The sequence below is a fragment of the Phyllobacterium myrsinacearum genome (genome assembly GCF_014138285.1).
GTDB lineage: Bacteria > Pseudomonadota > Alphaproteobacteria > Rhizobiales > Rhizobiaceae > Phyllobacterium > Phyllobacterium myrsinacearum_A.
On the sequence record NZ_JACGXN010000015.1, the window covers coordinates 83,248 to 95,897 of the forward strand.

The following is a 12,650-nucleotide window of genomic DNA, read 5'->3' on the forward strand; positions in this document are numbered from 1 at the left end:
CTGCAATCTTTCCGGTTGGCCCTACAGCACCACTCTCCCTCATGGTGAGCTTGTCGAACCACGGACCACGCGCCATTCAATCCTGCAGCCCGACCAATTCCCGAATCTGCCCCGGTGTCACTCCTTCCAAACGCAGAGCGCGCAACGCGGTGTCCTTGCGGCTCTTGGAAAGTTTCTGGCCATCATGATCAAGGATTAGGTCATGGTGATGATAGGCGGGCGGCTGCAGCCCAAGAATATGCTGCAGGAGGCGGTGGATGCTGGTGGCCTGAAACAGGTCCTTGCCGCGTACGACATGGGTGATGCCCTGCAAGGCATCGTCGATGACAACGGAGAGGTGATAACTGGTCGGCATGTCCTTACGGGCGATGATGACATCGCCCCAGTCCTGTGGGCGGGCGGCGATATTGGAGCCGCCATCCGCCGTTTCCTGCCAGAACAATGGCTCCCCCACATGTTCAAGGGCGCGATCCATATTCAGCCGCCATGAGAATGGCAGGCCCTCATTCATGCGTTGCGCGCGCTGGCGATGTGTCAGCATACGGTCCGTGGGCGGATAGAGTGCCGCACCATCCGGATCGTGTGGCCAGGCACGACCTTGCGCCATTACTTTCTGCATTTCACGCCTGATATCGCTCCGGCTGAGAAAAGCGGGATAAACCAGATCCATGCGGATCAGCCGATCGAGCGATTCCCGGTAGACCTCGAAATGCTCCGACTGGCGGCGGACAGGCGTTTCCCAGTCGAACCCCAGCCAGTGCAAATCCTCCTGCATTGTGGCTTCGAGTTGCGGCGTGCAACGTTCGCGGTCAATATCCTCCATGCGCAGGAGAAGGCGCCCGGCTGCTGCATGCGCCATGCGCTGGTTGAGAAGTGCGGAATAGGCATGGCCAAGATGCAGATGGCCATTGGGACTGGGAGCAAAGCGAAAAACCGGAACAGTCATGAATTCGGATTCTTGCATGAAGACCTTGTCGATTGATACGGTGTTTGTCCCGAGAAGAAAAGTGAACGGTTCCATGCGCAGAATAGACACGCTTGATGATGTTGCGGAAGGGCTGGCCGCCCTGTTGGCGCTGCATCCCGAACTTGTGGCGATTGCCGAGCGCGCCGGGCCCCTGCCGCTGCGAAGACAGGCACCGGGTTTCGAGAGCCTTGCCTCGGTGATTGTCTCGCAGCAGGTGTCGAAGGCCAGTGCCGATTCGATCTGGAAGCGGCTCATCCAGCATGTCGACCCTCTGACTCCGGAAAATTACATCAAGGCAGGGGAAGAAGCCTGGCGTTTGGCGGGTTTGTCGCGCGCCAAACAGGCGACGCTGGCTCGGATCAGCGAGGCGATCATCGCCGGAGAGCTTGATCTGTTCGATCTGTGCGACCGGCCTATTGAAGAAGCCATGACCGTCATGACCAGTGTGAAGGGAATCGGGCCGTGGACGGCGGAAGTCTATCTGCTGTTTTCGGCCGGGCATGCGGATGTCTTTCCTTCGGGAGACGTCGCTTTGCAGCACGCCTATGCGCACGCCTATGCCGAATCAGTGAAGCCTGATTCGAAATCCCTACGACTTTTGGCCGAGCGCTGGACGCCTTGGAGGGGTGTCGCAGCCCGGCTTTTCTGGGCTTATTACGCTGCGACCCGTGGCCGGGATGGCACACCGGTCGGATGAAGTTGAAATAACGGGGTTTTTCGCAGCCTGCGATGCAATGCCGCTTCACATTCCTGTCACCTCAAGCTTACAATAATGGGGCCTGATGGTTGGACTAGGAGGTGATTCCTTGACAATAGCCGTCTCGCCGGACGGGTTACCGGCCCTGGTACTCAATGCGGACTATCGTCCGCTCAGTTATTATCCCTTGTCGCTGTGGTCCTGGCAGGACGCGATCAAGGCGGTCTTTCTTGACCGTGTGAATATCGTTGCTGAATACGAGCATGAGGTTTCCTCTCCCTCGTTCGCAATGCGGGTACCGAGCGTCGTTTCCCTTAAAACCTACATCAAGCCGTCGCGCACGCCTGCCTTTACGCGATTCAATGTTTTCCTGCGCGACCGGTTCGAATGCCAGTATTGCGGGTCAGAGGATGATTTGACGTTCGATCATGTCATTCCGCGCTGCGCTGGTGGTGCCACGATCTGGGAAAATGTCGTTGCTGCCTGTTCGCCCTGCAATCTGCGCAAGGGCGGGCTCATGCCGGATCGCGCCAAGATGTGGCCGCGACAGAAGCCCTATCCGCCGACAGTGCATGATCTGCACAATAATGGCCGGATGTTCCCGCCGAACCATCTGCACGAAAGCTGGATGGATTATCTCTATTGGGATGTCGAACTGGAGCCGTAAGACCCCCAGTTCCGGATCGTTTGCGAAGGCGGCCTCAGGCCGCCTTTTTTGCACCGCGAAAAGCAATGGCCGCGAGAATGAGGCTGGCAATCGCATTCCAGCCGGCGAAGGACAGGCCGAGCACGCGCAGGGCTGCCGTATCGCATGCGGGCGGGTGGATGGCATTCATGTCATTCAGCAGATTGCCGGCATTGGTGGTGATTGACATGCTGACCGCCGTGCAATCGGTCGGACCCGCCCAGAATTTCCACTCGACACCGGAATGGAACACCGCAAGCCCGAGGCCGATGAGCATCAGTATGCCGCCGAGTGCGAGAAGCGTACGTGTGAGGGCGGCTGGCCAGCGATAGGCCGATGCGAGAACAGCCAGCGCCATCAGCGGTATGCCGGCGTAGTACGGAAAGCGCTGCTCGAGACACAATTTGCACGGCAGATAGCCGCCGATATACTGGAAGCCAAGCGCCGAGCCTACGGTGACGATCATGGCAAGGAGCAGGAATACCGCTGTCTTGAGATGCGGCGAAGAGCGGGTCGTCGTCATGATGGTGCAGACATCCTCATTTGGATTGGGCTTACGTCGTTCAGGAGCTGTAATAGTGCAGTATGGCGTAAAGGAGGATCAGCACGCCGGCGGCTGCCGCGGCGATCAGACCAAGACGTTTCTCGATGAAATCGCGGATCGGTTCGCCATAGCGCCGCAGAAGCCAGGCCAGAAAGAAGAAGCGGGCACCGCGCGTCACCACCGCCGAAACGATGAATAGCCAGATATTGATGTTTGCCGCGCCGGACAGGATCGTGACGATCTTCATCGGCGGCAAATGCGCCAGACCCGAGGTGATCAGCAGGAGGAGGATCGCGTCGGCGCTGGTCGAGCCACGCATCTGTTCGAAGGCGTCGAGCTTGCCGTAGAATTCGAGGACAGGTTTTGCCAGGGCTTCATAAGCATAATGGCCAAGAAACCAGCCCGCGATACCGCCAAGCACCGAGAAAATCGTGGCAACGAGGGCATAACGATAAGCACGTTCAGGCCGGGCCAGTGCCATGGGCAGATAGAGCACGTCGGCTGGGACAACAAAGACGGAGCTTTCGACAAAGGCAATGAAGGCCAGCCAGACTTCGGCCGATTTGCGCGCGGCAAGTGACATTGTCCAATCGTAAAGTCTGCGCAGCATAAAGTGATTCCTGTTGGTGTCTGTTCAGTGAGGCCTGCGATCCTTTAACCCATACCCGGGCAAAACGGAATCGTCTGCCGGGAATTTGTCTGTTGTTTTTGGATCACTGGCAGGGTGATTGGACCTTTCCGGTTGCAAATGCGGCTCTACCGGCCCTGTTTCCTCTTCGCAACACACAGTGATGTTATCCCGGCAGAAAACGTTTGAATGGTGTTGACCGAAGTGGGGTCTGCCTGTATTTGGCTTTTACGGTCGTGGTTTGCCCACGGTCGGTGCACATTGCGGCCCCCTTGGCGGAATTGGTAGACGCGCCTGACTCAAAATCAGGTTCCGAGAGGAGTGCTGGTTCGATTCCGGCAGGGGGCACCAATGATTGGCATTCAGCCGGTATTTCAGATTCCCGATGGTCAGACGTCTGTGCGGCACCTTTTCAGGTGCAGCTGCCGCAATGCTCCAACCAATCATCCGCATTGTTTTCCTTCAGTCTCTTGCCAGCTTTCGCCAATTTGTCAGCCCGCTTCATCGACATAAATACAAAGTGAAGCGTCACAGAATTGTTGTGGCAGCGGGAATATGGTTTGCTCCGAGGGCTGCAAACTTGGATTGAAATTCTGGTTTGCGTGCAATTTTTAATTGCTTTTCAACCCAGGGAGATAACGAAATGTCACAGACACCGACAATTATTCTCGTGCACGGATTTTGGGGCGGAGCCGCCCACTGGAGCAAAGTCATTGTTGAATTGACCCGTCTCGGGCATACGTCGCTCAAAGCGGTTGAACTGCCTTTGACATCCCTGGCTGATGATGCCGAGCGCACGCGCAAAATGATTGCGCAGGAAAGCGGTCCGGTGCTGCTGGTCGGTCATTCCTATGGCGGCGCCGTGATCACGGAAGCCGGCAATCATCCCAACGTGGTCGGCCTTGTCTACGTCGCGGCCTTTGCCCCCGATGCTGGCGAAAGTCCCGGCGCTATCACCCAGAAGAATCCGCCACTTGGTGCGCCCAACCTTGCGCCCGATAGTGATGGCTATCTCTGGGTCAAGCAGGACAAGTTCCATGAAAGCTTCTGTCAGGATCTGACGGCGGATGAGGGGCGCGTGATGGGCGTGACCCAGAAGGCACCGCTGGCCAGTACATTCGGCAATGAGATCAGCAACCCGGCGTGGAAATCGAAGAACAGCTGGTATCAGATTTCAAGTGACGACCGCATGATCCATCCGGCCAATCAGGAGTGGATGTCGGGTCGGTTGAGCGCAAAGAAAGTGATCACGCTCAAAGCGAGCCATGCTTCGCTGGCTTCAAAGCCTGTCGAGGTTTCGGCCCTGATCGATGAGGCTGCGAAGTATCAGTGATATGCGTTTCTGACGTATCAAACCTCGCATTCGGCAGAATGCGGGGCTTTTGTATCCTATGCATGGCGTCGCGGACCCCTTATAATCGGCTTGGTGATAAACCACATAAGCTTTGACCTTTCGATCTGGCAACCTTGCCATGGTGTCTTCATTCCAGATCGTGTGCAGACGTGATCAGGACGGGGTAATGCAATGCAATCTTTGTTGGATGTGAACAAGAGTTCGCCGCGCGCGGGCGGTGTCTGGCCTGCGCAAAAGAGCGCGCTGCTGGATTGGCTGATGATCGAGACGCGGGAACAGCGGTTCATCGACAACATCCTGGTGGAGATGTGCGAAAGACTTGGCAAGGCGGGAATTCCCGTTGGCCGGGCGTCGCTGCATTTCCGAATTCAGCATCCGCAGTGGCGGGGAGCCCGGCTCTTGTGGAGAAAAGGTCTGGCAGAGGCGGAAATTCGCACATTTGAGTATGGATCCGAGCAGACTGCGGAGTATCTGAACAGCCCTCTCAATGACATTTTAACTGGGGCGGGCGAAGTTCGGCAGCGGCTGGAAGTAATAGACGCTGCCACGCCCCCATATCCGCTTTACGACGAACTGCGTGCCGAAGGGCTTACGGACTACGTCGCGTGGCCGCTTGATCACACCCTCGGCAAACGTCACGTGGTGGCCTTCGCGACCGATCGGCGTGGCGGTTTTACGGATGAGCATATCGCTGCGTTGTACGATCTGATGCCTGCATTGGCCATTGTCAGCGAGATCCGGCTGAAAAACCGATTCGCCCGAACGCTGCTCGAAACCTATGTCGGACCGCATGCCAGCGAGCAGATTCTAGCGGGAGCAACAACCCGCGGCAGCGGTGTTACCGTGGGTGCGGCAATCCTGATCTGTGACCTGCGCGATTTTACGGCGATCTCGGATGCCTGGCCGCGCGATAATGTGATCGAGCTTCTTAATGGCTATTTCGACGCCATGTCAGAACCGATCGAGAAATATGGCGGCGAAATTCTCAAGTTCATGGGCGATGGCCTGCTGGCGATTTTCCCGCTGAGCAATCCAACTGCCTGCGTCGACCTGTTGCGGGCTATCAGCGAAGCACAGGCGGCCATGAGCACGTTGAACGCAGAGCATGTGCGCGAGGGCCGCAAACCGCTCGGCTATGGCATCGGCGTTCACGTGGGTGATGTCATGTATGGCAATATAGGCTCGCGCAAGCGGCTTGACTTCACGGTCATCGGGCCCGCCGTCAATATTGCTTCCCGTCTGGAAACCCTGACCAAGCAGGTCAAGCGTCCCGTGCTCCTGTCGAAGACCTTTGTCGATCTCGCCGGGTGCGCGGCAAAACTGGAAAATCTGGGTTCCTATTTGCTTCGGGGCCTCGACGAACCCATTGATGTGTTTGCGTTCTCCGGTGATTGTCTTACTGTGAACGACGTTTCTGCGTGACGCAGTGAAGTGATATAACGAGGAGAACAAGCATGGCACATTCACCGCGCAGACCGGTCAATCCGATGGATGCGGCCGAGGCGCTTTTCAAGCCGGTTGCCAAGGCTCCCGCACCATCCGTGCGCCAAGCACCGGTTGTGCCACAGGGCAAGGAGCTTGTTTCGATCCGGATCGATCGTGCTGTTCTGGAGCATTTCCAGCAGGATGGCCCCGGCTGGCAGGACCGCATCAATGATGTTCTGCGGCAGGCCGTCCTGGGGAAGGCTTGAGCCCATGCACCACACATTTGTCTGATATGCCGGAGCGCCAGCATGAATGATTTCCATATCGGCCAGAAGGTCGTTTGCATCGACGATAAATTCAAGAATGTCAGCATCGACCAGCTTATACGCAAGGGCCAGATCTACACGGTCCGCTGGGTTGGCATGTACAAGCATTATGTCGATGGCGAGTTCGTCGGCATCAAGGTCGAAGAAATCCACCGTGGCAACGACGATGGACCTGAGGGCTATGGTGCCGCCGACATGCCCTATCGTGCGACGCGATTCCGCCCGCTGGTCAAGGACAAGATCGGTTCCTTGCGTAAGCTGCTGGCGCCCAAGCCGGATGCGCCGGTCGAACCGGAAAAGACAGGCCCCGTGAAGAAGAAGGAAAAGGTGTGAGCCTTGGCGCGATATCCGTGAAAGGGACATCGCGCGAAGAAATCTGCATCATTTCCGGCCGGTCAGTTCACGCAGGCGTTCGCGGACGATACGGGCAATGTTCTGGGTACGCCGGTAGAGGTGAATCTGGGACGCCGCCTGGCGGGCTGCCCGATCCGATGTCGGGGTCAGGCCGATAACCAGCGTGCCAACGCTTTCGCGTTCCTGAAACAGGCGGGATGCCACCGGATGATCGGGGACAGCGCAGGAATCCGTGCGCTGGATATTCGGATCATCCAGATGGTTCTTCAACATCTCGATCATCAGAAGCACGCCGGGCGAATAGGTGGCGAGACTCTCGTCATAGGCGGTTTTCCACGTCCACGCCTGACCGGCTTCAACGAAGACAACGAGAACGGCGATCGTCTTGCCATCGAGTTCCAGTGTGTGGATGCGGGCAAGGTCGCGACCGGCGAGATTGTTGACGGCTTCGCGGGCAAAGGCGGCGCGGAACCGATCAACCGCCATTGCAGAACCGCGCTGGCCCTTCCAGCCACTGGCCTCAAGCACCAGAAAATCCTCGAGGCGGGCGCGGATGTCTTCTTCGGTACGACTGACCGTGTAGGTCAGTTTGCCCTTTTCCGACAGGCGCCGCCACAAGCGGCGATACTCTTTGGCATGGCGCGCACCCAGCGCTTCACGCAGGTACTCGTCACCTTCCTTGATGCTTTCAAGGAATGGCCGCTCCACCGTGCCGATCGTAATGGCGGGCAGGTTGCGATCAAGGGCAACAGCGCGGAAAAGCTGGGCAACCGGACGGTTCAGCAGCAGATCCGGCAAAACCATCACCTCCGGGAATTTCAGATGCTTGCGCGCCAGCATGTCGAACAGATCGCTGAGAACGCCGATGGGATCGTCGCGGTCGATCAGCGGGGAACCTTGCGGGCCAAAAGGTGTCGCCCATGCGCGCAGAATCGAGGCGGAAAAGGTGAAGCCGGGACGCTCGATCGTATAGGGCATCAGAAACCGCAAACGGCTCTTCGTCTCATTCTCGTCGCGCATAACCATGAAACGAACCTGACGATCGTCGAGTCGCGGCATGGCGGGCGCGAGAAAGCGGGGATTAAAGAAAACGTTCGGCTCGATGGTGCGGTAGCTCAGATATTCCAGTTCTTTTGTGAGGTCGAACCCGGCGGAAGCGGAATAGACGGAAAGTTTGCGGGGTACACCGCGCGCGCCGAGTGTTTCCTCGATCTGTTTGGCGGCATCGCGTGATTCGAATCCGGCGAGCTGCGAAATGATCTGCGAGGAAGGGCCACCGGCCAGTTCTTCGAGAAGCGGTATTGCAGCCATCAGATTTCTTCCTTGGCAGATTTTGTGCCTATCCTGCCGGCGAAAACAAACATCGTTATGTCGAGGCGGTTGTAAACGGTCAACGCCAGAACGAGCGCTTCAAACACCATCGAGGCAGCCGTGGCACACGCGGCGCCTGCAAGGCCGTATAGTGGTATCATAACAATGCTGAGGCAAATATTAACGACGAGGGTCACAGCATACACGACGGCACAGATCTTCTGTTTGCCCGCCATATTGAGCAGGCTTTCGGCCGGGCCGACAGAGGCGCGGGCCACCACGCCGATCACCATGATGAACAAAAGCGGATAGCCTTCGGTGAATTGTGCGCCGAATAGCCATAACAGCGGCTTACCCAAGATGAGCAGGACAATAGCCATTGCCAGCGACGGCCAGAATGTCCAGCGCGCCGTATCGCGTGCAAATCTTTCAAGCTGGGTATGATCAAAATTCTGCATCAGCTCGGCATAGCGCTGAGCAGCGCCCGCCTTTACCGAAAAATAGACGAAGTGAACCAGAGCGAGAAGTTTGACCGTTGCATAGTAGGTCGCCACCTTGTCCGGCTCCATGTAACGACCGACCATCAGCACATCGGCATTGGTGAGGAGGAAGAAGAATCCCTCAACGAGAAAAATCGGCAGGGATACGACAAACCAGTCCTTGAAATAAATGGCTCTCGGCCCTTGCGGCACCACGGCCTTGAAGCGCTCGCAAACGATATAGAGCTGAAACAGCGATGTCAGATAGGTCGCGGCAATGGCGGAGCAGATAGCTGTCATTGCCGTGGGAGCAAGCCCGGCAAGGTGGGCAACACTCATCACGCCAAGGGTCAGGACCGGGCGGATGATATATGTCGGGGTGAGGGCAACCAGCACCCAGGATCGCGACCGGGCGGTACCGTCAAGAGTATCGCCGAGCGCAATCATGGGAAGACATATCAGCCCGACAAGGAACGGTGCGACGTAGTAGATTTCGATCCGGTCGCGCAATGCGTAGATCACGAGCGCGCCGACGAGCGCGATACATGTTGTGACGCTTACGGCAAAAGCCTTGCTCGTGAAAAGGATGCCGCGCAAATGATCGTACTGCTTGCGCTCCAGATATTCGGGCACGAAGCGGATGACTGTAGTCTGGAAGCCCAGACAGGACAGATTGCCGAGGATAACGACCGTTACCCATACGAGCACGAAAATACCGTATTCGAACGGGCCCATCCAGCGGGCGAATATGACCTGGGATACGAGTGCGATACCGGCGCTGACCACGCGGACGAGGAACGCGATAAGGGAAACGCGCTGCGCTACGGCATGCTCGTTCGAGCCGTCAAGCATCTGATCCAGGCGTGACAACCAGGGATTAAGGCGCAGTGACAGCTTTTCTGGCAAAAATCGGTCTGCAGCTTTTACCGCAGAAAATCGCACTAGCAGCCCCCACTCGTTTACAACTCAAGGAGTTATATTTCGTAAACCTTTAAAAACGGTTCGGCCAGATCGAGAGTTGCAAAGGTTCTGAAAAATGCAAAAGGCCGCGTCGTGAGACGCGGCCTTTTGATTTGATGTCAGGCGAACGAGCCGTGACAATGCTTGTATTTTTTGCCCGATCCGCATGGGCAGGCCTCGTTGCGGCCGATCTTCCCCCAGGTACTCGGATTGTTCGGATCGCGCTCGGCCGGATCCACAACGCGCTGGTCTTCCAACACGGCAGTATCGCCGAAGGCATCCTCACCGGTCAGGCCGTCGAAATGATGACCTTCCATCGGCGGCAATTCAGGCGCCGGTGCATCGGCTGCTTCGCGTACGATCTCAACACGCATCAGCTGTGTGGTCACGTTCTGACGCAGATTGGTCAGCATGGTCTGGAAGAGTTCGAAGCCTTCCGTTTTGTACTCGTTGAGCGGATCGCGCTGTGCGTAGCCACGGAAGCCGACAACCGAACGCAGATGATCGAGATTGACCAGATGCTCACGCCACAGCGCATCCATTGTCTGCAGGATGACCGATTTTTCGACATAGGCCATGATTTCGGGTCCGAACCGTTCAGCACGGTCAGCAGCAGCCTTCTCGACAGCTTCAAACAGCCGCTCGCGCAGATCTTCCGGTGCGATATTGTCTTCGTTCGCCCATTCAGTGATCGGGAGATCGAGATTGAGGATGGTGCGGATATCCTCATCCAACTGCTTCACAGTCCACTGTTCGGCATAGGCGCCTTCAGGGGCATGGCGCTGGATCAGATCATCCACGACATCTTCGCGCATTTCTGCGGTGGTCTGGCTCAGATCCGTTCCGTCCATGAGTTCGAGACGCTGTTCGAAGATCACCTTGCGCTGATCATTCATCACGTCATCATACTTCAGAAGATTCTTGCGGATGTCGAAGTTGCGGGCTTCAACCTTCTTCTGTGCCTTCTCCAGAGCCTTGTTGATCCAGGGATGGACGATGGCCTCGTCTTCCTTGAGACCCAGCTTCTGCAGCATGCCGTCCATGCGCTCGGAACCGAAAATACGCATCAGATCATCCTGCAGCGACAGGAAGAACTTTGAACGGCCCGGATCGCCCTGACGGCCGGAACGTCCACGCAGCTGATTGTCGATACGGCGGCTTTCGTGACGTTCTGTTGCCAGAACGTAGAGACCGCCAGCGGCAAGCGCCTTTTCTTTCAAGCGCGCGATATCATCGCGGATAGCCGCTTCCTTGGACTTGCGCTCTTCGCCTTCGGGCATGTCTGCAAGCTCATGCTTGACGCGCATCTCGAGATTGCCGCCGAGCTGAATGTCGGTACCGCGGCCAGCCATGTTCGTTGCAATGGTGATGGCACCGGGGACACCTGCCTGAGCTACGATATAGGCTTCCTGCTCGTGGTAGCGGGCATTGAGGACCTGGAAGTCTTTGAAGCCTTCCTTGCGCAGACGTTCGGCCAGCTGTTCCGATTTCTCAATCGATGTCGTGCCGACGAGAACCGGCTGACCTTTGGCGCGCGCTTCGTGGATATCGCGAACGATCGCCTTGTATTTTTCCTCGACAGTCCGGTAGACCTCATCATCCTCGTCAATACGCATGACAGGGTTGTTGGTCGGAATTTCCGTGACCTCAAGGCCATAAATATTGCCGAACTCTTCCGCTTCGGTCGAAGCCGTACCGGTCATGCCGGCCAGCTTCTTGTACATGCGGAAGTAATTCTGGAAGGTGATCGAGGCCAGCGTCTGGTTTTCCGGCTGGATTGTCACGTGTTCCTTGGCTTCCAGTGCCTGGTGCAGGCCTTCCGAGAAACGGCGGCCCGGCATCATACGCCCGGTGAACTCATCGATAATGACGATTTCATCATTGCGGACGATATAGTCCTTGTCGCGCTGGAACAGCTTGTGCGCACGCAACGCGTTGTTGACGTGGTGAACCACGGCAACATTCTCGATGTCGTAAAGTCCTTCACCCTTCAGGTGGCCGGCAGCCGCAAGAAGGTTCTCGAGCTTCTCCGTGCCTTCTTCGGTGAAGATTGCAGTTTTCTGCTTCTCATCGATTTCGTAGTCGGCCGGTTCAAGCGGCAGAATGAACGTATCGATAAGGTTGTAGAAATCCGAACGGTCATCGAGCGGACCCGAAATGATCAGCGGCGTGCGGGCCTCATCAACCAGGATCGAGTCAACTTCGTCGACGATCGCGTAATTGTGACCGCGCTGTACCATCTGGGCGCGCTCATACTTCATATTATCACGCAGATAATCGAAGCCGAGCTCGTTGTTGGTGGCGTAAGTGATGTCGGCGGCATAAGCGGTGCTGCGTTCTTCGTCATCAAGGCCGTGGACGATAATGCCATAGCTGAGGCCGAGGAAGTTGTAGAGCTGGCCCATCCATTGCGCATCGCGGCTGGCGAGATAGTCGTTGACTGTGACGACGTGAACCCCCTTGCCTTCAAGCGCATTGAGATAAACCGGCAAGGTCGCAACAAGCGTCTTGCCTTCGCCGGTGCGCATTTCCGAGATGCCGCCGCCGTGCAGAACCATGCCGCCGATCAGCTGGACATCGAAGGGGCGCATGCCGAGAACGCGCTTGGCTGCTTCACGCACAACGGCAAAAGCCGGTACAAGCAGGTCATCAAGCTTGGTTCCGCTGGCAAGGCTGGCACGGAATTCCGCTGTCTTTGCCTTCAATTGTTCGTCAGTGAGAGACGAAATTTCAGCCTCGAGCGCATTGATCTCATCAACGCGCGGCCTGAAGCCTTTGACACGACGCTCATTGGAAGAGCCGAAAATCTTGCGGGCGAGGCCGCCGAAACTGACCATCCCTGGTCCTCTCTTGTTCGTTTCGCTAGGAAAACCTAGCTTTTAGGGTCCGAAGCCCAGCATGGAGAATGCCTGATACAATA

General features: G+C 56.9%; 12 protein-coding genes and 1 tRNA gene. 7 read left to right on the top strand and 6 right to left on the bottom strand.

The window, feature by feature from the left end; translation table 11 throughout:
- Positions 1 to 76: 76 nt before the first annotated feature.
- Positions 77 to 946 carry a tRNA glutamyl-Q(34) synthetase GluQRS gene (gene gluQRS / locus FHW16_RS25885; protein WP_182552191.1) on the bottom strand — a complete coding sequence of 290 codons (870 nt, stop codon included), beginning with the start codon at positions 944 to 946 and terminating at the stop codon, positions 77 to 79.
- Positions 947 to 1,019: 73 nt separating this feature from the next.
- Here gluQRS and FHW16_RS25890 point away from each other — a divergent pair, with 73 nt between their 5' ends.
- On the top strand, positions 1,020 to 1,664 hold the full coding sequence (locus FHW16_RS25890) for a DNA-3-methyladenine glycosylase family protein (RefSeq protein WP_182552192.1): 645 nt from the start codon (positions 1,020 to 1,022) through the stop codon (positions 1,662 to 1,664).
- 109 nt (positions 1,665 to 1,773) lie between these two features.
- Entirely contained in the window at positions 1,774 to 2,331 is a 558-nt protein-coding gene (locus FHW16_RS25895) for an HNH endonuclease (protein ID WP_182552155.1), read from the top strand.
- A gap of 34 nt (positions 2,332 to 2,365) precedes the next feature.
- On the opposite strand, the gene FHW16_RS25900 is transcribed toward FHW16_RS25895, so the two are convergent.
- The gene (locus FHW16_RS25900; RefSeq protein WP_182552156.1) at positions 2,366 to 2,872 is read right to left on the bottom strand and encodes a disulfide bond formation protein B; all 507 of its coding nucleotides are present in this window, start codon (positions 2,870 to 2,872) and stop codon (positions 2,366 to 2,368) included.
- A 40-nt stretch (positions 2,873 to 2,912) separates the two neighbouring features.
- Entirely contained in the window at positions 2,913 to 3,503 is a 591-nt protein-coding gene (locus FHW16_RS25905; protein WP_182552157.1) for a YqaA family protein, read from the bottom strand.
- A 284-nt stretch (positions 3,504 to 3,787) separates the two neighbouring features.
- On the opposite strand from FHW16_RS25905, the gene FHW16_RS25910 reads away from it, so the two are divergent.
- From FHW16_RS25910 to FHW16_RS25930, 5 genes are all read left to right on the top strand, one after another.
- Positions 3,788 to 3,872 (top strand) — tRNA-Leu (locus tag FHW16_RS25910).
- Between the two features lie 292 nt (positions 3,873 to 4,164).
- A complete protein-coding gene (locus tag FHW16_RS25915; RefSeq protein ID WP_182552158.1) occupies positions 4,165 to 4,854 on the top strand; it encodes an alpha/beta hydrolase in 690 nt (229 codons plus the stop codon).
- Between the two features lie 192 nt (positions 4,855 to 5,046).
- Positions 5,047 to 6,297, top strand: coding sequence for an adenylate/guanylate cyclase domain-containing protein (locus FHW16_RS25920; RefSeq protein WP_182552159.1), 1,251 nt, complete (start codon positions 5,047 to 5,049; stop codon positions 6,295 to 6,297).
- 32 nt (positions 6,298 to 6,329) lie between these two features.
- Positions 6,330 to 6,566, top strand: coding sequence for a BrnA antitoxin family protein (locus FHW16_RS25925; RefSeq protein WP_182552160.1), 237 nt, complete (start codon positions 6,330 to 6,332; stop codon positions 6,564 to 6,566).
- A gap of 42 nt (positions 6,567 to 6,608) precedes the next feature.
- A complete protein-coding gene (locus tag FHW16_RS25930; RefSeq protein ID WP_113097667.1) occupies positions 6,609 to 6,959 on the top strand; it encodes a CAP-Gly domain protein in 351 nt (116 codons plus the stop codon).
- Positions 6,960 to 7,007: 48 nt separating this feature from the next.
- Here FHW16_RS25930 and bspF read toward each other — a convergent pair whose 3' ends face one another.
- The 3 genes from bspF to secA all read right to left on the bottom strand — a co-directional run bounded on the left by bspF (position 7,008) and on the right by secA (position 12,567).
- Positions 7,008 to 8,291 carry a type IV secretion system effector crotonyl transferase BspF gene (bspF, locus tag FHW16_RS25935; protein ID WP_182552161.1) on the bottom strand — a complete coding sequence of 428 codons (1,284 nt, stop codon included), beginning with the start codon at positions 8,289 to 8,291 and terminating at the stop codon, positions 7,008 to 7,010.
- Positions 8,291 to 9,712, bottom strand: a complete 1,422-nt coding sequence (locus FHW16_RS25940) for an oligosaccharide flippase family protein (RefSeq protein WP_182552162.1) — start codon at positions 9,710 to 9,712, stop codon at positions 8,291 to 8,293. Before FHW16_RS25940 ends, bspF begins: the two co-directional genes overlap by 1 nt.
- A gap of 137 nt (positions 9,713 to 9,849) precedes the next feature.
- Positions 9,850 to 12,567 carry a preprotein translocase subunit SecA gene (gene secA / locus FHW16_RS25945; RefSeq protein ID WP_182552163.1) on the bottom strand — a complete coding sequence of 906 codons (2,718 nt, stop codon included), beginning with the start codon at positions 12,565 to 12,567 and terminating at the stop codon, positions 9,850 to 9,852.
- Positions 12,568 to 12,650: the final 83 nt, after the last annotated feature.